Source organism: Fictibacillus sp. 23RED33, from assembly GCF_015903925.1.
In the GTDB taxonomy this organism is placed as follows: domain Bacteria; phylum Bacillota; class Bacilli; order Bacillales; family Fictibacillaceae; genus Fictibacillus; species Fictibacillus phosphorivorans.
The window spans coordinates 375,576-396,479 of the sequence record NZ_JACZDX010000002.1 but is presented as its reverse complement, the minus strand read 5'-3'; the positions used below and the strand labels follow the sequence as shown (position 1 = coordinate 396,479).

Here is a 20,904-nt window from a genome sequence, read left to right as displayed (position 1 = left end):
ACACTATATAAGTTGCTGCAAAAAAGAGGTATGCCACTATGGAAAAAGGAAGCCCGCACCACTTCAAAAAAATGAACAATACGTGAAATTCGTTGTTGATGTTCCTCATTTTTAGACTATGATGTACTCATAACGTTTCGTCTTGTATGGATAAGGTAATTCTTATGAGTATAAACTTTGGGGGGAATTTCATGGATACAGTCTTCTATTTTATTTATACAGCGGCTTACCTTGTTTTGCTTATCATGTGCATAAACTTCGGTAACAGATGGGATGCTTCTTCCCTACTCTTTTTGGTAGTGTTCGGACTTGTTTATGATAACGGATTGATCGCTATAGGGAAATTCTTAGGTGAAGGACCACTTTTAGAGAATTTGAGCTATTTACGATTTTGGTTTCATGCGTTCTTCACACCTACCCTCGTTCTATTTTCATGGAGTGTTTTAAACAGAGCTGGAATTGAGTTCGCCAAACGTAAAATTGTATACATAGTAGCTCTTTTTTACACGATCGCCCTTGTCATAATGGAAATTATCACTGAAACATATGGGGTAAAAATCGTTCCTGAAAGAGAACACGGTTTACTTCGATATGTTTCTGCAGAACCTTCATCAGGTCCTCCTCTCATGGTTCTGTTCGTGTCTATTGCTTTGATCACGGCAGGAGCGATCCTCTGGAAAAAAACAGGCTGGAAGTGGATGTTGATTGGTTCAGTTGTGATGACAGTTGGAAGCGCGGTTCCTATATCTGTGGAAAGTGCCGCTGTCACGAACGGCTTTGAGTTGTTTTTGATGATCACGCTTGTTGCAACAAAGATTCATCAAGACCGCCAATTGAAAGGTGCTTAACTTAATATGAAAAGGATAATCAAAAGAGCAATTCTTGTAATCGCAGTACTATTTGTATGCTGCTTGATCGGATTTTTTGTGTGGACTCAACAGACATATGAACCTACTAAAGAACTGTTGAAAAGTGTTGGAGACATCGAGCATGAAGACGATTGGGTAACGTTCAAACCTAATGGTACTAATAAAGAAGTTGGGGTTATCCTTTATCCGGGTGCAAAAGTTGAACCAGAAGCATATGGTTATCTCGGTAACGTATTGTCAGACGCTGGGTACACCGTCGGAATTCCGAAATTTAATTTAAATCTTGCGATGCTTGAAGCAAATAAAGCAGAAGAATGGATTAACCGTAATCCATCGATTAAGAAATGGTTTATTGGTGGGCACTCCTTAGGAGGGGTAAGCGCTGCTACATTTGCACATAAAAATCCCAATGTAGTAGATGGTGTTATCCTGCTTGCCTCTTATCCTGCTAGTGGAGATGACTTTTCTAACAAAGACACACCGATCTTATCTATTTACGCAGAAAAAGATGGGCTAACGACTAGGGATAAGATTGAAGAAACGAAAAGCTTGCTGTCACGTGAGACTGTTCTATTTGAGATTCAAGGCGGAAATCATGCTGGATTCGGCATGTATGGAAAACAAAAAGGGGATAATGAAGCTGACATTTCAGCTACAACACAGCAGGATATTGTTGCGGAAGAGATAATTAAGTGGTTAGAAAAGCATTAACACATAAGCAAAAAAACTCACTATTTTTGTGAGTTTTTTTATTTATTAAGGCTTTTTTCATATTCATTGTTGCTTTTGAATGAGTTGTTCCGTTGCAGATGCTCGCTTTCCGCGGGCAGGCGGTGGCTAGCCCCACGAGGTCAAAAGTTTAACGGTCTGTGATGAGCAAAGTGCGCCTTCATAGCCCATTCAACTTTTGCTGGTCGGGGCTGAAAGAGCCACTTCCACTTTTCATTGAGTTCTTCTCATCCTTAAATTAAAATCGCAAGCAAGATTGGCAGCGTGATCAGTGAAAAAAGTGTACTTACTAAGGTTGCACTCGATACGAAATCAGGCTCTGTTCCAAACTGTAACGCATACATCGTCGTATTTGCTGCTGAAGGCATCGCAGCCATCAGAACCATAATCGCTGCGAGCATATCATCTACAGGAAGTATCAACGTGATACAAAATGCGATCAGAGGTGACACCGCTAATTTTAGTAGCAACGAATACGTTAACTTCTCCACCTGTACATGTCGCAATGATATTTTCGCGAGCTGCATACCGAGTATGATCATGATGGTCGGTATCGCAGAATTCGCCACAAGATCAAGAGCCTCTGACACAGAACCTTTTATCGGTATGTGTAACTGTTGAAAGACAACACCCGCTATCGCTCCATATACGATTGGCATACGCCTTACTGCTCTGAGTGCTGAAGAGATACCATCGTTTTCTGGGCTGCCTTTTGCTGCATAATACACACCAACTGTACACATGACTAACTGCTGAATAACCATAAGAACAACCGCATAATCTAACCCTGCGGCCCCAAACGCGAACAGCGCGACTGGCGTACCATAATTCCCATTATTCATAAAAGCAGAAGCTAAAATGACACCGCATGTTTCCCGCATATTGTATCTTTTAATATAACTGATCACATACACGAGACCGATTAAAGTGAAACATAGAATGAGCGTATAGATGAGCATATATCCATACGTTTTCGTAAAAGTAGTTTCATAAAACGTCCGAAATACGAGAAAAGGAGACATCAGATAAAGTGCCATCTTGGAAAGGGTTTGCGTTTCAAAACCTATCGTTTTTTGGCCGATAAATCCGATACCAAAGATCGCAAATACCGGAAGAATAATGCTCAACAGCTCTATCATGTCTTACCCCTTCTTTCTGTTAACTACAACGGAAAAAGGCTGACCAAGTGAGATCAGCACTTTTTTCTTGCTACAAATTTAAAACAATGATTCGTTCTTCAGTCATCTCTTCAATCGCATAGCGCGGGCCTTCTTTTCCAGTCCCGCTCTTCTTTACGCCACCGTATGGCATGTGATCCACTCGATATGCTGAAGCATCGTTTACGATAAGTCCGCCCACTTCAATCTCTTTCGCCGCTTTCATAGCGAAAGCAAGATCGTTTGTGAAGAGACCTGCTTGCAATCCATAATCCGAGTCATTCACTTGTTCGATCACTTCGTCTATCGTAGCATATGTGTCTATCCCAACAACAGGACCAAACACTTCTTGTTTACAAACTTTCATGTCACTTTTAACATCTGATAGTATCGTAGGCTCGTAAAATGCTCCATTCCGTCTACCACCCGTTACAAGAGTTGCTCCGTCAGCCACTGCTTCGTTCACCCACTCTTCAACACGCTCTGCTTCTGCCTGTCGAATCATCGGGCCGATATCGGTAGTTTCGTCTAATGGATTACCGGATTGCAGCTGCTCTGTTTTATCTTTTAATAATTGAATAAAAGGAGTTTTCACATCTTGATGAACATATACACGCTGAACAGAAATACATACTTGACCTGCATTATTAAAACTTTTGTTCGCAATGAGTGCTGCAGCCTTATCAAGATCTACATCTTTGTGAACGATCGTTGCGGAGTTATTTCCTAACTCGAGTGATACTTTGCGAAGTCCTGCCTTTTGTCTGATGATTTCACCGACTCTTGGACTTCCGGTAAAAGTAAACATCTTAACGTCTTGATTTTCTAGCAGCCATCCGCCTACTTCTGCACCATCACCTGTAATGACTTGGAGCCTGCCATCAGGCAAGCCAGCTTCCTTAAATACCTCTGCTAACATAAGGGCGCACAATGGGGTAACTTCAGCGGGCTTCAGCACGACCGCATTTCCTGCAGCGAGAGCTGGACCGATCTTATGACAAACAAGGTTCAACGGCACATTAAATGGTGTAATTGCCGCAATAACACCAACTGGAACTCGTAGTGTAAAAGCCATTCGATTTTCAGAACCTGGTGCTGATTCTACAGGAACCCCTTCACCGTGGATACGCTTCGCTTCTTCAGCTGAGATTTCAAGTGTTTGTGCAGCTCGTTCTACTTCGACTCTTGAATCACGAATCGGCTTACCTACTTCAGCGACTAACACTCTAGCAAACTCTTCTTTTTTCTCCAATAATAATCGTGCAGCATTTGTAAGCACAAGATAACGGTCGTATGCCGAGAAGGTTTCTTTATATGCTCCTTTGGCTCCTTCTACCGCTTCATCTACATCCTTTTTTTCAGAGCGCGCAATCGCAGCTTCTACATTCTGCGTATATTTATTGAGTACTTCCAACACCTCTGTTTTTTCTTTCCACACACCGTTAATCCATAGTCCGTACGTTTGATACGTTGTATTTATCGCCACGAATCATCACTCCCTATTTTATAACGTTACGACCTTTTCGCGCGTTGTGAATTCACTCGCTTTTCCTGCACTTCCGAATAGACGTATTTTCTCCTGAACTTTTTTCTGCATTACTTCACGGCCTTTGCCAAGGGAAACAGCTAGATGAAATTCTTCAGGATTTTCTTCAAGAACTTGCTGCATGCCTTTTGTGAATGATTGTCTAAGCTCTGTATCCACATTGATTTTTGCAATACCTAACGAAACTGCTTTTGTAATCTGCTCATCCGGCACATCAGAACCACCATGAAGAACGATCGGACGGTTAACCGCTGCTGAGATTTCTTTTAATCGTTCAAATGCCAGTTTTGGAGGATTCTTATAGATACCATGTGCTGTACCTATTGAGACGGCAAGATAATCTACATCCGTTGCTTCAACAAACGCCACAGCCTCTTCAGTTGCTGTAATCATTGCATCTTCTTCAGCAACTGTTATGTCATCTTCCGTTCCGCCAATCTTACCGATTTCACCTTCAGAACCAATTCCAAGCGCACGTGAAGCGTCTACAACTTTTCTTGTTATTGAAGTATTCTCTTCGAACGAAAGAGCAGAGCCATCAAACATAACGGATTGAAAACCGAGCTGGATGGCTTTCATTGTTTGTTCATATTCCCTGCTGTGATCCAGATGGATACAGACTGGAACAGATATGTTTTTCATGAATACATCAATCATTGCCTTCATCGGTTCAAGTCCGATCGTGTTGATTACTTTTTGACCTACTTGAATCATGATTGGTGCTTGTTCTTGTTCAGCAGCTTCCAAGATAGCTAGAATAGTTTCTGCGTTATGTGCACTGAATGCCCCAACAGCATATTGGTTCTCGTAAGCATGTGTTAACAGTTCTTTTCCTGAAATATATCCCATTGTAATACCTCCGAATGTTTTTAATTAACGTCTTAGTTCAATGTCATAGTGGTATTGGTCACTTCTATACCTTGTTTTTGTATACTCAATCGGCTTGTCGTTCAGTCCATAACTCAACCTAGTCATCTCTAAAAGCGCTTCTCCTGCACGAATACCAAGTAGGTCTGCTTCAGAAATCGTAGAATTTATAGCAGAAATTTTTTCATCAGCACGTTTTAATAAAATATTGTCTTCTTCCAGGATGGAATAAAATTTAGCCGTATCTAAATCATGCTTCATCAGTAACTTTCCGATCGCTTCTGGCCAGCATGATCGCTCTAATGCGATCGGGACATCATCTGCAAATCGGATGCGTTCAATGATAAGGACTTTTTCATCTTCTTTTAATCCTAGCTTTGTTTTTTCAAAGAAAAGCGTATCAATAAATTCTGCACGCAGAACTTTAGAGTGAGGAACTTGTCCTTTCTCCATTACTTCTTCTGCAAATCCTTTTAATCTTTTTAATGAACCAACAAGCTGTTGCGGCTTCACAACCGTTCCTTTTCCTTGTTGTTTTTCCAAAAGACCGTCAGCCACAAGCATATTAATCGCTTGACGAATGGTCGTACGGCTCACTCCGAATTGCTTCATAAGCTCTTGTTCAGTTGGAATAAGTTGGTTCGGACGCCAGATTTGCTGCTGTATTTTCTCAATCAAATGATCTTTTACTTGCAGATATAATGCTGTATTATTGCTTTTCATATAATATTCTCCTCTTTCTCACAGTGGGATAAGCTTGTAGATCTTCCCCTGCGAGAGGTCGGAGCCATTTGTAATAGGCTTCCGGGTCATCAATAAATGCATCAGGTAGGAAACGTTCCCCACCCTGCGCAACAACTTGCAGAGGACAGCTATTCATACTAAAAGTATAATCTATATTTGCCGATCGTTGTATGGTAACCATTCTCTCCGTCTCACCATGTAATACAAGTCTTGCAGCTTCTCGTCCCACTTCAAAGGCTTCCACTTGATCTTGCTTAGAAATAACTGCTGATGAGCTGCGCTGATTCATACCAAGGATCTCAGCTCTAGCCATCACACCAAGTTCTGTTTTGACCATTTTCTCAAGCACGCCAGAAATGCCGCCAAGAATCGTCCTGCCTTGAACATTCGCTTTCTCGACCTGTTCTGAAGTGGCATTCATTTTACACCCTTCAGCAACAACAATTGTTGCATAGCCAAAAGATCGAACAGCTTCACTAACATTTGCTAAAAAATGTTCTGGTTCAATAATTCGTTCCGGAACATAAACGATGTGTGGCCCATCATCTTCCCCATTTCTCAAAAGACCGCTTGCAGCAGCAAGCCATCCTGAGTTCCGCCCCATCGTTTCTAGTATTCTCACTTGCTCAAAATTCTGCATGGCACATAGATCTCTACTAATATCTCTGACAGCAGTTGCCACATAACGTGCAGCACTTCCAAAGCCAGGCGCATGGTCCGTTTCAGATAGATCATTATCAACCGTCTTCGGTATGCCGATGACTTGAAGATCATAGTGAATGTGGCGAGCTTCCTCAGCTAGCTTATGAAGAGCAGCCATCGTACCGTTGCCGCCAATAAAAACAAGAGTATCAATTTCATGCTTCTTTAGATGCAAAAGTGATTTTTGAATCTTTTCAGTTGTAAATTCATAGCGTCCTGAACCAAGGCATGCACCGTTTACATATCGATGTGATTTGATCCATCCTAAAAGGTCATCATCAAGCTTTTCGATGTCGTTTTCATATAAACCTTGATAGCCATTATAAACACCCAATAACTCTACTTCTTGTTGGAGCGTTTCTACAAAACCTACTAAACTGGCATTGATGACGGCTGTTGGACCCCCAGCCTGCCCAATTGCTACTCTCTTTGCCATCTAAGTTCGCTCCCTTCCTATACGTACACCTCAGTAGGAATGTTAAGCTGCTTGCCTAGCTGCAATAGATCATCAGCAACATCCGCATACACAACAGCAAAGTGAGGTTCATAACCGCTTTCCATAAGAGCATTTACCGTTTCAGAGACATCTCCGTTTAATCTTACTTCAACCGAGGTTCCTGAAAACGGTTGCGGAACATCTAGCGCTTCCCCCTTCATCACAAGAAGGCGATATCCGTCTGGTGTATACCCTAGTCTGAAGATTGTTACTTCTCCAGCTTTTAATCCAAAGTCCATCGTAAAGCCCATTTTACGGTTAGGATGCACGCCTGATTGTGCACCGGTTGACGGACTTGCGAGCGAATAAGCACCTGCTCCACAATGCCAGAAAACAACCGAATTATTTGGTTCGTTCACATGAACGAGATCCCCGAGATACGGAGCGTTTCCTCCACTTAGTTCTTGTAGGATAAACATCGAAACCGCACCATGAATATCCGACTCACAGGAAGATACCACACCATCTTCGGTAAACTGAGATAGTGTCGAACACGCTGCTGCTCCTAATTCATTAAAAAATTCTGGCCAGCATCTAACAGCGAGTGCTGCAATATCTTCTTGTTCAATATACTTTTTCACATACGTGGAAAACTGTGCAAACTTCTTTACCGTTTCATCAGATCGATTCAACCCTATGACTTGCTGTTCAGCTCGATCGATGGCACCTGTCCATTCTTCCTCAGGTAGCTCTACACATTCTTGAAATGCTTTTAGGAGATCCATCTTTTTAAGTGTTACTCCCAGTTTTTGATGAAGAAGTTCTTCGTCTGTATCTGAGAAGAAGAAGCCAGGTGGATGTTCTCCGATCACTCCAATCTTTAGCTGCTTCAGCTTGTTAACCAAAACATTCACTCTGATTTGACGAGAAAGCTGTTTTTGAAGCTGCTCTTCGTCGGGGTTACCTAGTACGAATGTAAAAGGGTGACGATGATGCATGAGGACATTACTCGTGCTGTTTCCTCCAGTTAATGAATTAAGACGAAGCCTGCCGCCTACACTTGGTTCTCTTACAGACCATACAACAACAGGTTCGTTTCGATATTGAAGTACTTTCGCGATAAACTCACCATCTGCAAACGTAACGCTTTGATAGATGATAGAATCAATATTTTTATTGGTTAGCGTTTCAAGGAATTGCTGTAGATCTTCTACAGATGTAAGGATTTCTTCTGGTTCATACACTGTGTGGTACGTCTTGTTGAGCCATTCAGAGCTTTGCTTACGGTATTGCTCACCAGCTTCTAGATCAAATGTTTTTCTGCCAATTGGGATATATACGATTGATGGCGTTTGCATAGTTGTCCACATCCTTCATATTGTTTTATCTTTAAGGCTGTTTTCGCATATTTTGGTGCTCTTGGAAGTGGTTGATCTCCGTTTCAGTTGCTCGCTTTCCGGGGGGCGTGCGGTGAGCCACCTCGGCGCTTTGCACCCTTAGTTGTCTCACCTGTCCCGCTGATCCCCCAGGAGTCTCGCACTTACACTACAATCAACTTGTCGATGATGTCTTTAAAAGAGTAAACAAAGGCAATCATCATTTAAAAGGAAAGAGTGATCTTGAATAAGTATAACAAAAGGTTACTACCTTTTAAAATATATTACTACCTTTATATTTATAAAAGTTTTCATAAGCTTAAAAGAATAAGGGGGACAAACGTACTCCTGTCCCCTCTGTTATTCTAGTTCGTTAATGATTCAAACAATTCCTTGTATGAGGAATTCTTTCTGTAAAATACAGGCGGTTTACCGATCGGTGCTTCAACTTCTGCATAACCGCCACGATATTCTTCTCCAGTCCATACGTGCACCCATTCATCTTCCGGTAAGTAGACGTTCCAATGGGTTGCGGCTTCTTCATACACCGGTGCCACTAGAAGATCTCTGCCGTATAAATATTGGTATTGAATGTCATAAGCTGTTTCGTCTTCCTCATAGTGCATGAACAAAGGACGCTGTACTGGAATTCCTTTTTTAGCATTCTCCTTAACGATGTCTTTCGTATAAGGCGCTAACTTTACATAGATATCTGTCATACGAGCAATATGCTGCAGCGTCTCTTCATCACCATCAAATTGATAACAATCATCAGGACGATTTCCTTCATGTGTTCGCATGACGGGTGTAAAAGTCGCCATATCTGTCCAGCGAAGAAGGAGCTCTTTGCTTCGCTTGTTTCCATGAAGACTTGTATAGCCGCCAATATCACTATGGTGTAAACCACAGCCTGTCATACCAGCTGAAAGTGCAGCCGGGATAACAGAAGCTAATCCATCATCTAGTGACCAGTTCACACTTTGATCTCCACCCCATAATAGCGGACAATATTTTTGTATTCCCGTATAACCGGCTCTCATGAAGTATGTAACTTCACCTAATTTTCCAGCCTCACTCACTGTTTCATAATTTATTTTTGCCCAGAGTGCGGGCCATGCATTATGCATGATTTTAGCCGATTCACCGTTATAGAGTTGAACATCTGTTGGCAAGTATTCACCAAAATCAGCCATCCAGCCGTCAAGGCCAAAGTCAATCATGTTTTCTTTAATGACTGATTTGTACCACGTACAAGCTTCAGGATTTGTAAAATCTACGACTCCACAGTAGAACTCTCCAAAGTCAACAAGGTAGATGTCCCCTGTTTCATTTAGAGCAAGGTATCCTTTCTCTGCCGCGGTTTTGTAGAGATCACCTTCAACAGCAACGTAAGGATTAATATAGCCCAAGAAGCGGATACCTTTTGCTTTCCATTCCTCAATCTTTTGATCAAGATTTGGATACTCTTCACTGTTCCAACGCCAGTTCCACATCAATCTCTTTCCGAATGAAGTGACGCGTTTTCCTTGCCAGTCCTGACACCAAACGCCTCCGACTTTAATTCCTTTTTCAAGTGCTACGTCCAGCTTTTTTTGAACAATGTCGGTTCCGCCTTGTAAACCGAGCCAGATTCCGTTATATGTCCAATCTGGTAATTCAGGCTGACGCCCAAACACTTCAGTTAACTTTTCAACGAGCTCAACATAGCTTTCCGCTGTTTCAAATAGCACATATTGTGGTATATCCCATATTTGAAGTTCGTGATATTCGTCATTCCGAAAGTCAAAATCAGCATAAGCCGTTGTTTCAACATGACAATAATATTTTTTAGTAGAAATAAAGGTTGGTTGCGGATAGTTTGTGTTGTAGTAGTCGCCACCAGCTTTATCTTTTACATCCGCCTGCCATGTTGTGTACGTGTTCTTATTTCTTCCAACACCAGGTTCCGAAGTCCAAAGCGGAAAATTTTTGCCTCGCAGATTAAAATGTGACAGCTGCTCACCGCAACCGTAGACTTTCTCGTTGCTATCTGCTTGTACACGTAACCATAACCGGTTTATTTCTGATGAACGTTTTGTAAACTGAAGTTTTACTTTTCCGTCTTCTTCAGTGAGAAGAATTTCGAGATCTGTTGGTCCACCGTCAAATTTTGAAAAAGAAAGTTGAAAACCATTTTCCTCTTGAACAACATCAACATAACGAAGTCCTATTCTTTCTACTACATAATCGTGAATGTCAAAATTTCCTCGATACATGTTGATTGTTTCTTCCCCATATCCTACATAGAGCATGGGCTGCTGAAGAGAGTGATGAAAGAGAAGTCTGCCATCAGCAACAATTTGAAATCCATTATTTATTTCGTTCAAAACGAATTTTGTTTCATTTGTTTTAAGAGCCATAAGAACCTCCTTATTATGCTAGCTTTCTTGCTTCTTTTACTTCTTTTTTGTGCTGTTCACTTAAGAAGTCTGCATACTTCCGATTCCAAACCTTTAGCGAAAGGTAGATAAGAACTCCAGTAACAATTGCCAATCCTGCAATCGCTGGCCAGAAATACCCCGAAACGATTGAATCCTGATAAGCTAAACCAATCGGAGAGAACACGATGTACATACTCGCAAGCAAACTTAGCAAGATAAACGTTACGGGAAGTGCGTATTTCCAAGGTACCATGTCGACTTGTGCATTCGCTTTATACACATATGGTTTTTGCAAAGGCTTCCATTTCCCAATTGCGATCATAATTCCAACCTCTACGAAGAACAGAATCGCGTAAATATGGATAAAGTTAATGGTGGTTTGAATACCAAACAATTGATCCAAGCCCCAAACGAGCAAGTAGTAGGTAATAACATGGAAAATGATTACTACTTTTGCAGCAAGTGCAGGAATTCGCTTAGAGAAGATACCAACAAGAACAATTGTGATGATCGGAATATTAAAGAACCCTGTAAAGCGTCTGATCAGATCCCAAAGACCATCAGGTGCGTTCATCAGTAATGGTGAGATAAAGAATGATACAAGTGCAATAACTGTACCAAACCATTTACTCATCCGGATCAACTGATCGTCAGTCGCTTTCGGATTGAACTGCGGTTTATAGATATCAAGAGCAAACATGGTTGCTGCTGAGTTAAGCAACGAGTTAAATGTACTAAATACCGCTCCTAATAGAACAGCTAGGAAGAAACCTGATAAGTATTTTGGCAATACATCTGCTACTAATGTTGGATAAGCAAGATCAACCGGGCTTAATCCTCCTCCATATAGGTGGAAAGCGATAATACCAGGAATCATCATAAATAGTGGAATCGCAAGCTTATAGAAACCAGAATAAAGCACACCTTTTTGACCTTCTTTTAAGTTTTGTGCTCCAAGCGTACGTTGAATAACGTACTGGTTTGTTCCCCAATAGAACAAGTTTGCAAAAATCATACCCGTAAAGATGGTCCCAAACGGAACCGAGTCCGTACTCGATCCGATCGCATTTAGTTTTTCCGGACTGTTTGTTGCAATGGTCTTCATGCCCTCAAACATGTTCCCATCTCCGAGTGCTAAGAAACCTAGAGCAGGCACTAAAAGTCCTACTATCAAAAGTCCGATTCCATTAATCGTATCCGATACAGCAACGGCTTTTAAACCGCCAAAGATTGCGTATACTGCACCGATGATTCCGATCACCCAAATTAAGAGCCAAACCGATTGCGTGTAGGAAATGCCTAAAAGACCTGGCACATCAAAGAGTTTAAGAATAGTCAGTGCACCTGAGTAAAGGGTTGATGGAATCGTAACTAAAATATAGCCCAGCATAAATAGCAAAACCGTATAGCGACGAACCCCCTCATCAAATCGCGTGCTGAGAAACTCTGGCAATGTTGTAAAAGCTCCTCCTAAATATTTCGGTAATAGATAGAGAGCCATGATAACAATCGCAAAGCCAGCCGTTACTTCCCAAGCCATGTTGGACATGTTCGTTCGATACCCTTGTCCATTCAAACCGATCAAGTGCTCAGCAGAAAGATTGGTAAGAAGCAGTGATCCGGCGATAAATGTCCCATTCAACCCGCGTCCTGCTAAGAAATAGCCCGTAGAATCTTCTGTCTCCCCTTTTGTTTTTAAGTAAGAGATCCATGCGACCAGTCCCATAAAAAATGTACATGATAAAAGTGTAAATCCAATGCCTGAAAACATATCGAACACCCCTGTCCTTTTAAATAATGATAGTTAAAACAAGACTTCTATGTTGTCACCGATAATTCCAGGATAAGCTCCCTTTTCTATCAGCTTTTTTCGATCCGGATGTGCGATCAGCCATTTATTCTTCATAAAAAGCAAGTGATCTTCATCAGTACTTTTTTCACGCTCTGCTGGCGCAACTTCTAACGGTTCATTCGTTCCTTTTGGTAAAACAACAATGCATTTGAATCCTGATTCTTGAACTTTACAAGGTGCAAAGTGCAGTGTCGTCTCGTATATTTCAATTGCCGTTCCTTCAGGAATAAAGAAAGCCCTTACATTATTCGAATGAAATGTATTATTTTCGATATCCTGTACTTTTCCAAGAAGGAGAACTAGATCAGTCACTGCTATATTGATCTCACTTCCTTTGTGATATTCAAGGCCATTTAACGTTGAATTCCGACCGTTGCAATACCCAATCTGGGCAGGCATCTCACCATAAAAGTAAGTCTCAATTTGTTTTTTTACGAGATCGTCTTCCAGAATCGGTTCTGAAGCCACATAAACATTTTCATGCTCTGGAATTTTCGTAGATTGCTTCATCGTGTTCATTAAACGTGTAAAATCATAGCCTGTAATCACTTTTCCATAACTCTTGAATGAATCATCACTAACATGCTCTATAATCATGCTGTTTTCTTTCATGTTTACGTGTGACAACTTATTACCTCCTCTTTTTCAAAAAACAATAACATAGGTATCTTTATTAAAACATCACTACCTTTTGTTTTAAAAAAATTCAGTCAATATAGATGTTGCTTTTTATTCTATGAAAACGCATTCAAAATTGCAAGGAGTTTTTTACATACAATTGTTTACAAATGCTCTTTTTAGTTGGTAGACAAGGATTTTTCATTATAAAAAAACTTGCAGACAACGTCTACAAGTTTTCTTTTTGGGAGGTTTCTAACTGTTAAAACGTATGTGCGGAATCTTTAGCACGAGCAATGGCATTTTCTTTAATTTCATTCGCTTTATCTGGCATGGCCGCATGTCCTTCAACAAACAATCCTTGGAACGATGGAACGCCAAAAAATTGCATGATCACGCTTAAATAACGGTGCCCCATCTCCATTGCTGCTGCAGGTCCTTCTGAATAGATCCCGCCGCTAGCTTGTATATGTAGTGCTTTCTTGTTCGTTAATAGTCCTACAGGTCCTTGCTCTGTATACTTGAACGCTTTTCCTGCTACCGCCACTGAATCGATGTATGCTTTCATAACAGGTGGAAATGAGAAATTCCACATTGGCGTTACAAATATATATTTATCAGCTGCTACAAACTGCTCACAAAGCTCTGAAAGTCTTCCTACTTTCGCTTTTTCATCTGCAGAAAGCTCTTCAAATCCTTTACCAGATTGCAGTTTACCCCATCCACTAAATACATCTAGGTCGATATGAGGAATGTCCTCTTTATACAAATCCACATGGATCCATTCATGATCCGGGTTAACTTTTTTGTATTCATCAATAAATGCTTTACCAACAGCCATGCTGTAAGAGACTTGATCATCATGAGGATGCGCTGTAATATATAATACCTTTGTCATGTAATTGACACTGCCTTTCAGTTTTTTCTTTTCTAAATTACCGTTGCTTTGAATGTTCTTTTCACTTCTATGCAAGTTGATTGGAGCGGAAGGTTGCCGACTCCTATGGGACGAGCGGTCAGGTGAGACCCTTAAGGGCGCAAAGCGGCAAGGGGCTCACCGGTCGCCCCATGGAAAGCGAGCAACCTGGAGCGGAAATCAACGACTTTCAATGAACTGCAATCACGATTTATCATAAGGATTCCCAGCAATGTTCGCCCTCACTTCATCTGTTAAAAGAAACGGCTCTTGCAAAGTATCATCATTGAAAACTTCAGTGTTTAAAAGACTCCCATCATAGTGTGTCGGTCTATCTTCATTCATCTATCCATTCACCTCCAACAGAGATAGTTTAAACGGTTGTTTAACTTTTAATTCATACAAAAAAAGCTATCTGCATAAAACAGATAGCCATAGCAAAAGGTTTGAAAATTAGTAGCGTTGTCCGCCTAAAGCTTGTGCTACAAGACGCTTAGTGATTTCTCCACCTACAGATCCGTTTGCACGTGAAGTAGTGTCTGGTCCAAGGTTTACACCGAACTCAGAAGCGATCTCATACTTCATTTGATCAAGAGCTCCTTGAGCTCCAGGTACTGATAATTGGTTGCTGTTGTTTTTAGCCATTCTATTCACCTCCCTTTCATTTCTACTCTTATAATCCCACTAACTTTCAATCTTATTCATAACCTTTAAAAATTTTTTTCAATGTTTCATTAGGTGTGTGTGTATTTTATTATTTGCTTAAGTATGGATACAGTTTGTCCAAACATTTTAAACATGTCTGCATAAGATATGGAGAAGAGAGGATACACCGAATATTCTCTTTTCGGAAGTTCTATATGGGGGGAATTCATTGTGAGTTTCATTAGTATCTTAAACGGGGTTCTATCTTCTAAAAAACGTGCTAAAAGCAAGAAAAACAAGAAGAGAATTGGCTAACCCAATCAATTAAAGCCACAAAAAAAGCTAGCCTTTTGGTTAGCTTTTTTGCTGTGGCTAAGTGGCAGAAGCTAAGCTGAAATTTGTGAATATCAACCATTTCGGATAGACTAATGTTGCTTATACCGCAACCTATTTGATTCTCATTAGGAGGATTACATCGTGACCCATATTTTAATTGTAGATGATGATAAAAATATACTTGAGCTGCTGCACTATCATCTAAGTGAAGCAGGGTATCAAGTCTCTCAAGCAAAAGACGGCATTGAAGCTTTAGATATCTTACGGCTAAAGAGGTTTGATCTCGCTGTAGTTGATGTGATGATGCCCTTTATGGACGGTTATTCCTTAACAAAAGAAATTCGAGAAAATTACGATATTCCTGTGATTCTATTAACATCCAAAAATCAGATTGAAGATAAAGAACAGGGCTACTTATCCGGAACAGATGATTATCTCGTAAAACCATTTGAAGCGAGAGAATTACTTTTTCGAATCAAGGCACTTTTAAGAAGATACGATAAACACCAAGATAATTCCATCATCAGCTTAGGACGCACAACGGTAAACAAAAAAACCTATGAAGTTTATATTAACGATGTAACGATTCTATTACCTTTGAAAGAATTTGAATTGCTCTATTTTTTCATCTCGAATCCTATGCAGGCTTTTACACGAGATCAGCTCATTCAACACATCTGGGGCTTAAATTATGAAGGCGACGATCGCACGGTAGATGTACATGTCAAAAGGTTAAGAGAAAGGTTTTCGAACCTGACTGATGACTTTCAAATTAAAACGGTCCGTGGAGTAGGTTATTTATTGGAGGTTAAAAAATGAAGTCGCTATATACCAAATTTGTCGTCATAACGATTGGCATCATGCTTTTAAGCGGCGTATTAGCCTTTATTGCTTCCAATACATACTATCAGGAAAAATTAAAGCCGGCTAATGATCAAAAAAATACAGGGATTGCGCTTGAGATGGCTTCTTTTGTGGAAAAACACCCTACTATCAACCTGAACGATTACTTGAGAAACCTATCTAAGATTGGGTATCAGATCTACCTTGTTGAGAGTTCCGGAAACGAAACGTATTTTGGGGCGAAATTTCGTAACACCTCCCTTTCATCTTCTACGAAAGAATCTGTACTTAATGGTGAGATCTATCATGGAATTCTTCATTTTCCAAAACAAACATTTGTAACGGGATTTTTTGCAAACGAACTAAGTAATTCGATTGGGGTTCCTCTAACATATCAGGAAAAAAAGTATGCTCTGTTTATACGACCTGATATCAAACTCCTTTTTAATGAAATGCATGTACTTTTCGGATGGCTTTTTGGATTGATGATTGTTCTTAGTATCTTAATGGTAGTGGTTAGTACAAAATATTTAGTAAGACCTATCTCAAAATTGAACACCGCTACAAAATCGCTCTCAAAGGGATTCTTCTCTGTTGAGCTCGATACGAGGCGTAGCGATGAACTTGGCGTGCTCTCTCAAAGTTTTCAGCACATGGCTCGAAAACTAGAACAGTCAGATGAGATGCGAAAAGAGTTCATCTCAAATATCTCTCATGATATTCAGTCACCGTTGTCGAATATAAAAGGATATACCAACCTGTTAGAAAAAGAAGAACTGAGTTCAATTGACCGCGCAAAGTACATCTCTGTAATAAATGATGAAATCAGTAGACTCTCGAACCTAACGAAGCAATTATTGCTTCTTGCTTCACTGGATCGAAACGAAGATATTTTACAGAGAAAACATCTCAATGTTTCACAACAAATTAAAGAACTGATTCGAAATTATCAATGGCTGATCAATGAGAAAGGAATTATGCTTAGTTATTCCTTACCAGATACCGAATTTTTCGGAGATCCTTCTCTATTAAGCACCGTATGGGACAACCTTCTTACCAATGCCATTAAGTATAATAACCGTGAAGGAAGCATCGAGGTATCTGTTGAAAAAAGAGAAAAATCCATCATGATCATCTTTAAAGATACCGGTATAGGCATGAATGAAGAGGAAGTTGAAAGAATTTTTGACCGCTTTTATCGAGCAGATGTTGCTCGTTCGAAAACAATAGATGGTACAGGACTCGGACTATCGATCGTCGCTACCATTGTACAACTGCATGATGGAAAAACGGTTGTGAAAAGTAAGGAGAACGAAGGAACGACAATTGCCGTTGAACTCCCTATTGATTAAATACATCTTAAAATACTCAGGCACTCTCAATGAAAATACATTGGTGGTGCCTTTTTTATGCACCTCTTCCCTTCTCTCCAACGATTTGTAACGTGTTGTTCATTGTCCGTTCATATAACGATTCTAAACTAAAGATGTAAAAAGATTGGAGGAGAGAAGTTATGAGCATCGCATGGAAAGAAATCAAAAAAAATAAAATGAGGTTTTTCATATTAGGTTCCATCATCTTTCTTGTAAGTTTGTTAACGTTTATTATTTCTGGTTTGGCCAATGGGTTATCACAAGATAACGCTGCCTTAATTAAAGACTTGCCGAACGGCCAGTTTTATATGAATAATGACGCAGAAGAAAATTACAACCTCTCTAGAATTGATAATAGGCTTCAAGAGCAAGTGTTAAACAAACATAAAAATGCTGCTGCACTCTCTATACAAATGGGTTTTCTAAACGATGAGAGTGACAAACAACGAAGCGTTGCTTTTGTTGCTTCTACCGATTCTAAATTATTCCAATCAGTGGCACCCGGGGAAATCGTTCTAGACCGTTCATTAGAGAAAGACGGAATTAAAGTTGGTGATACCTTAACACATAAACCATTCAACGAACCGCTTGTTGTTAAGGATTTTGTTGACCAAAAAAAGTTCAGTCATGCTCCAGTTGCTTTTCTGAATATGGAAGATTACAAGCAGATGTATCGAGCTGAAGAAATGCAGCTACTTTTCATACCAGGTGCAGATGAAACACTAAATTTCAAAGAGCTGCAAACTTTCTCGAATAAAGAATTCCTTTCTACCATTCCGAGTTACAGTGCAGAACAAATGTCTTTGAATATGATCGTTTGGTTTCTAATCGTTATTAGCGGTATGCTGTTCGCTATCTTCTTCTATATGATGAACGTTCAAAAGATTGGGCTATATGGCATATTGAAAGCAATCGGCGTAAAAACAAGTGATCTGTTTAAAATGATGTGGACACAAATGCTATGCATCACAATCATATCCCTTACTCTTTCTGTTGGTTTTAGCCAATTATTCAAGGAAATTGCACCTAAGGATATGCCTTATCATTTAACGAACGAAACCACGCTGCAATTGTCCATCGTCTTCCTGGTGATTGGATTTATTGGAGCTACGCTATCTGGTTTACAAATTAAAAAAGTTGAACCTTTACAAGCCATACAACAAGGAGAGGTTTAATATATGGATATTTTTACGATTGATGAATTACGAAAAACGTTTAGAAATGGTGATGTAAACGAAGAGGTTTTGAAAGGAGTAAACCTTAAACTTAAAGAAGGTGAAATTACAGCGTTAGTCGGTCCATCGGGGTCTGGTAAGAGTACCCTGCTAACCATTGCTGCAGGACTGCAGCCGGCATCAGACGGGAATATTTTATTTAAAGGACATAACTTAACTTCCATGACTTCAGAGGAAATGCGCAGCATAAGAGCCAAGAAATTCGGTTTTGTTTTCCAATTTGCACATCTTGTCCCGTTTTTAACCGTTCGGGAGCAATTAAGCCTCATGTTAGATGTATCTGAAGTAAAAATGAAAAATGAAAAACGTGAACAAGAAATTGATTATATTTTAGACCGTGTTGGTTTATCCCATCGAAAACATGCTTATCCCTCTTCTTTATCCGGTGGAGAGAAACAGCGCGTCGCTATCGCTCGAGCAGTTATTCATAAACCGAAAGTTCTCTTTGCAGATGAACCGACTGCAAGTCTGGATACAAAGAAATCTAAAGAGATTATGTCACTCATCCAAGATCTAACGAAAACCTTAAACATTACGACTCTTATGGTCACCCATGACGAGGATATGCTTTCTTATGTTGATCATGTTGTTAAAATGAGCGATGGTTTGGTTGTGTAAATTAAAATATACCGTTCAATGCCTATTGTGCTTGAACGGTATATTAGGGTTAAAAAGGCTTTATTGCGTCCACTATTAAAGATACAAAACCAAGTTTCCCGTTTTTATTTCTATGATCAAAGCGCATAGAACGATAAATATATCCTTCACTTTCATCCCAATCCTGTGTATGAAAATTTCCTTTCTCATCACAATATTCTAATAGAGTAACAGAAAAACCCGCTTTTCTAAACATAGATGTAATTGTTCTATAATTATGTACAATCTTATGACTTGCAGCAGGATGATCTTTCGGCCCAGGACCTCCTATTTGTACACCCATTTGATAATCTTTATCAGGAAAAAAGCCATCTGGTACTGCACAACGAATGTGGCCACCTGGCTTTAAAAAATCAAAGCAAATCTTTGCCGCCTCGACTCCCTCTGCAAAAGTCAAATGCTCCCATACGTGTTCAGCTAAGATTGCTTGTAACGATTCACCTGAAAATTGCCTCTCCCAATCAAGCCGCTTTAATAAATTTAGTTCTGACTCCCGCGTCTGCAGCCAATTGGGATTATTATTATACTCACCTGCACCGATTACAACTTTCATATCAGCTTGTTTATTCAATCTAGAAAACACGCCCTATCATTCGGAATTTGAATTATAAAATTAATTCCCGTGCAAAATTGTTTTTCATAAACGAACTCAAAACAGGAGTATCATTATAATCTAAATAATTAACACCTTACGTATTTCCGCTTAAAACCAACCTGACCTTTATCTATCGCCTTTTGAATATTTTCAGAAGCAAGTAGATACTTCGCTTTTTTCTTGTCCTGTTTCATTTCTACCGGTCCTATAGCGTTTGCTGTCTCAACCGCTTTTTCATGTAATGGCACGTAGGATACCCCTACTGTATAGACAAAATTATTCATTGAAGATTTTGTTCGTTCAGGTGCATCATGAATGGTATTTTTTACGACCTCAAGCATTTTTTCTAACTTCGTTCTTGAGAATTCGCTGTCTGGCCGATTTCCTAATAGCCAGCAATAACAACTCCATCCTGCTGACATTCTGAGCTCTTCCCCACTTGCAATCCATTTGTCAGCAACCTCTTGTGCCATTTCAGTTTCAGCTAGTGTGACTGCTACTACATAATCGGACAACATATAAAAATAAGCTTCGTCAATCCAACGCTCAAAATCATTTTCAGTCATGCTGGTCGGATCAGCTATGATTCCTGCAAAGTACATCGCATCGTAATTTCCTGTCGCGTAAAGCTCCTCAGCTAAAGTTTGATTTCCTTTAATCTTTTTAGCGATAGGCTTCATGGCACCAGTTGCTACACCAAACACTGGTTCTTTGGCACCATTGGATATATACATCTTCTTGGTCCGTTCCTTGCCAAGAGCTTCAAGTTCCTGCATCACATCTTCTGCATTCATTTATTACACTTCCTTTTTGTGTTGGAATTCAGGGTCAACTAGTGAGATGGATTTCATCATTCACTACCCCTTTCTCTTCTCGACTGATTTAGATATTCCTCTTTCACCAGCAATCAACTTGCACCATAAAAAAATAAGTGCTCTTTCCATGAAAGAAATGCACTCATTTTTCTACTTATTTATCTGATTATGAA

General features: G+C 40.0%; 20 protein-coding genes. 6 read left to right on the top strand and 14 right to left on the bottom strand.

Annotation, left to right across the window (positions count from 1 at the left end):
• Nucleotides 1-191 precede the first annotated feature (191 nt).
• Nucleotides 192-848: a hypothetical protein gene (locus tag IHV09_RS10235; RefSeq protein ID WP_197129198.1), complete on the top strand. Its 657-nt coding sequence runs from the start codon at nucleotides 192-194 to the stop codon at nucleotides 846-848.
• 6 nt (nucleotides 849-854) lie between these two features.
• The gene (locus IHV09_RS10230; protein ID WP_197264435.1) at nucleotides 855-1,580 is read left to right on the top strand and encodes an alpha/beta hydrolase; all 726 of its coding nucleotides are present in this window, start codon (nucleotides 855-857) and stop codon (nucleotides 1,578-1,580) included.
• A 251-nt stretch (nucleotides 1,581-1,831) separates the two neighbouring features.
• Here IHV09_RS10230 and IHV09_RS10225 read toward each other — a convergent pair whose 3' ends face one another.
• The 12 genes from IHV09_RS10225 to IHV09_RS10170 all read right to left on the bottom strand — a co-directional run bounded on the left by IHV09_RS10225 (nucleotide 1,832) and on the right by IHV09_RS10170 (nucleotide 14,877).
• The gene (locus tag IHV09_RS10225) at nucleotides 1,832-2,734 is read right to left on the bottom strand and encodes an AEC family transporter (RefSeq protein WP_197194883.1); all 903 of its coding nucleotides are present in this window, start codon (nucleotides 2,732-2,734) and stop codon (nucleotides 1,832-1,834) included.
• A 73-nt stretch (nucleotides 2,735-2,807) separates the two neighbouring features.
• Nucleotides 2,808-4,241 carry an aldehyde dehydrogenase family protein gene (locus IHV09_RS10220; RefSeq protein WP_197264434.1) on the bottom strand — a complete coding sequence of 478 codons (1,434 nt, stop codon included), beginning with the start codon at nucleotides 4,239-4,241 and terminating at the stop codon, nucleotides 2,808-2,810.
• 18 nt (nucleotides 4,242-4,259) lie between these two features.
• Nucleotides 4,260-5,150, bottom strand: coding sequence for a class II fructose-bisphosphate aldolase (locus tag IHV09_RS10215; RefSeq protein ID WP_197264433.1), 891 nt, complete (start codon nucleotides 5,148-5,150; stop codon nucleotides 4,260-4,262).
• A 24-nt stretch (nucleotides 5,151-5,174) separates the two neighbouring features.
• Complete coding sequence (locus IHV09_RS22710) at nucleotides 5,175-5,891, bottom strand: GntR family transcriptional regulator (protein WP_197129186.1); 717 nt, start codon at nucleotides 5,889-5,891, stop codon at nucleotides 5,175-5,177.
• Nucleotides 5,878-7,050 (bottom strand): diphosphate--fructose-6-phosphate 1-phosphotransferase, encoded by a 1,173-nt coding sequence (locus IHV09_RS10205; RefSeq protein ID WP_197264432.1) that lies wholly within the window; start codon nucleotides 7,048-7,050, stop codon nucleotides 5,878-5,880. Before IHV09_RS10205 ends, IHV09_RS22710 begins: the two co-directional genes overlap by 14 nt.
• Nucleotides 7,051-7,067: 17 nt before the next feature.
• Nucleotides 7,068-8,408, bottom strand: a complete 1,341-nt coding sequence (gene sftI / locus IHV09_RS10200) for a sulfoquinovose isomerase (RefSeq protein ID WP_197264431.1) — start codon at nucleotides 8,406-8,408, stop codon at nucleotides 7,068-7,070.
• Between the two features lie 383 nt (nucleotides 8,409-8,791).
• Entirely contained in the window at nucleotides 8,792-10,825 is a 2,034-nt protein-coding gene (locus IHV09_RS10195) for an alpha-glucosidase (RefSeq protein ID WP_197264430.1), read from the bottom strand.
• Nucleotides 10,826-10,838: 13 nt separating this feature from the next.
• A complete protein-coding gene (locus IHV09_RS10190) occupies nucleotides 10,839-12,617 on the bottom strand; it encodes a solute:sodium symporter family transporter (protein WP_197189808.1) in 1,779 nt (592 codons plus the stop codon).
• Between the two features lie 33 nt (nucleotides 12,618-12,650).
• Entirely contained in the window at nucleotides 12,651-13,325 is a 675-nt protein-coding gene (locus IHV09_RS10185) for a DUF4867 family protein (protein WP_231618250.1), read from the bottom strand.
• Nucleotides 13,326-13,578: 253 nt separating this feature from the next.
• Nucleotides 13,579-14,214, bottom strand: a complete 636-nt coding sequence (locus IHV09_RS10180; protein ID WP_197264429.1) for an FMN-dependent NADH-azoreductase — start codon at nucleotides 14,212-14,214, stop codon at nucleotides 13,579-13,581.
• Nucleotides 14,215-14,436: 222 nt separating this feature from the next.
• On the bottom strand, nucleotides 14,437-14,577 hold the full coding sequence (locus IHV09_RS10175; RefSeq protein ID WP_197129168.1) for a hypothetical protein: 141 nt from the start codon (nucleotides 14,575-14,577) through the stop codon (nucleotides 14,437-14,439).
• Nucleotides 14,578-14,685: 108 nt separating this feature from the next.
• A complete protein-coding gene (locus IHV09_RS10170; RefSeq protein ID WP_066397779.1) occupies nucleotides 14,686-14,877 on the bottom strand; it encodes an alpha/beta-type small acid-soluble spore protein in 192 nt (63 codons plus the stop codon).
• A gap of 477 nt (nucleotides 14,878-15,354) precedes the next feature.
• On the opposite strand from IHV09_RS10170, the gene IHV09_RS10165 reads away from it, so the two are divergent.
• The 4 genes from IHV09_RS10165 (at nucleotide 15,355) to IHV09_RS10150 (ending at nucleotide 19,282) form a co-directional block, all read left to right on the top strand.
• Nucleotides 15,355-16,032: a response regulator transcription factor gene (locus tag IHV09_RS10165; RefSeq protein ID WP_197264428.1), complete on the top strand. Its 678-nt coding sequence runs from the start codon at nucleotides 15,355-15,357 to the stop codon at nucleotides 16,030-16,032.
• Entirely contained in the window at nucleotides 16,029-17,408 is a 1,380-nt protein-coding gene (locus IHV09_RS10160) for a sensor histidine kinase (RefSeq protein WP_197264427.1), read from the top strand. The genes IHV09_RS10165 and IHV09_RS10160 overlap by 4 nt, the downstream gene beginning before the upstream one ends.
• Before the next feature lie 161 nt (nucleotides 17,409-17,569).
• Nucleotides 17,570-18,604, top strand: coding sequence for an ABC transporter permease (locus tag IHV09_RS10155; RefSeq protein ID WP_197264426.1), 1,035 nt, complete (start codon nucleotides 17,570-17,572; stop codon nucleotides 18,602-18,604).
• Between the two features lie 3 nt (nucleotides 18,605-18,607).
• On the top strand, nucleotides 18,608-19,282 hold the full coding sequence (locus tag IHV09_RS10150; RefSeq protein ID WP_197264425.1) for an ABC transporter ATP-binding protein: 675 nt from the start codon (nucleotides 18,608-18,610) through the stop codon (nucleotides 19,280-19,282).
• 49 nt (nucleotides 19,283-19,331) lie between these two features.
• Here the strand turns inward: IHV09_RS10150 and IHV09_RS10145 are convergent, their stop codons facing one another.
• Together IHV09_RS10145 and IHV09_RS10140 are read right to left on the bottom strand one after the other, a co-directional pair.
• A complete protein-coding gene (locus IHV09_RS10145; RefSeq protein ID WP_197264538.1) occupies nucleotides 19,332-19,874 on the bottom strand; it encodes a class I SAM-dependent methyltransferase in 543 nt (180 codons plus the stop codon).
• A 128-nt stretch (nucleotides 19,875-20,002) separates the two neighbouring features.
• Entirely contained in the window at nucleotides 20,003-20,710 is a 708-nt protein-coding gene (locus tag IHV09_RS10140) for a DNA alkylation repair protein (RefSeq protein ID WP_197264424.1), read from the bottom strand.
• Nucleotides 20,711-20,904: the final 194 nt, after the last annotated feature.

Excerpts from the sequence above, each read along its gene's own strand:
- IHV09_RS10175 (WP_197129168.1), bottom strand. The coding sequence starts at position 14,577 with ATGAATGAAGATAGACCGACACACTATGATGGGAGTCTTTTAAACACT.
- IHV09_RS10160 (WP_197264427.1), top strand. The coding sequence starts at position 16,029 with ATGAAGTCGCTATATACCAAATTTGTCGTCATAACGATTGGCATCATG.
- IHV09_RS10230 (WP_197264435.1), top strand. The coding sequence starts at position 855 with ATGAAAAGGATAATCAAAAGAGCAATTCTTGTAATCGCAGTACTATTT.
- IHV09_RS10215 (WP_197264433.1), bottom strand. The coding sequence starts at position 5,150 with ATGGGATATATTTCAGGAAAAGAACTGTTAACACATGCTTACGAGAAC.
- IHV09_RS22710 (WP_197129186.1), bottom strand. The coding sequence starts at position 5,891 with ATGAAAAGCAATAATACAGCATTATATCTGCAAGTAAAAGATCATTTG.
- IHV09_RS10145 (WP_197264538.1), bottom strand. The coding sequence starts at position 19,874 with ATGAAAGTTGTAATCGGTGCAGGTGAGTATAATAATAATCCCAATTGG.
- IHV09_RS10180 (WP_197264429.1), bottom strand. The coding sequence starts at position 14,214 with ATGACAAAGGTATTATATATTACAGCGCATCCTCATGATGATCAAGTC.
- IHV09_RS10190 (WP_197189808.1), bottom strand. The coding sequence starts at position 12,617 with ATGTTTTCAGGCATTGGATTTACACTTTTATCATGTACATTTTTTATG.
- IHV09_RS10140 (WP_197264424.1), bottom strand. The coding sequence starts at position 20,710 with ATGAATGCAGAAGATGTGATGCAGGAACTTGAAGCTCTTGGCAAGGAA.
- IHV09_RS10235 (WP_197129198.1), top strand. The coding sequence starts at position 192 with ATGGATACAGTCTTCTATTTTATTTATACAGCGGCTTACCTTGTTTTG.
- IHV09_RS10205 (WP_197264432.1), bottom strand. The coding sequence starts at position 7,050 with ATGGCAAAGAGAGTAGCAATTGGGCAGGCTGGGGGTCCAACAGCCGTC.
- IHV09_RS10150 (WP_197264425.1), top strand. The coding sequence starts at position 18,608 with ATGGATATTTTTACGATTGATGAATTACGAAAAACGTTTAGAAATGGT.
- sftI (WP_197264431.1), bottom strand. The coding sequence starts at position 8,408 with ATGCAAACGCCATCAATCGTATATATCCCAATTGGCAGAAAAACATTT.
- IHV09_RS10170 (WP_066397779.1), bottom strand. The coding sequence starts at position 14,877 with ATGGCTAAAAACAACAGCAACCAATTATCAGTACCTGGAGCTCAAGGA.
- IHV09_RS10195 (WP_197264430.1), bottom strand. The coding sequence starts at position 10,825 with ATGGCTCTTAAAACAAATGAAACAAAATTCGTTTTGAACGAAATAAAT.
- IHV09_RS10155 (WP_197264426.1), top strand. The coding sequence starts at position 17,570 with ATGAGCATCGCATGGAAAGAAATCAAAAAAAATAAAATGAGGTTTTTC.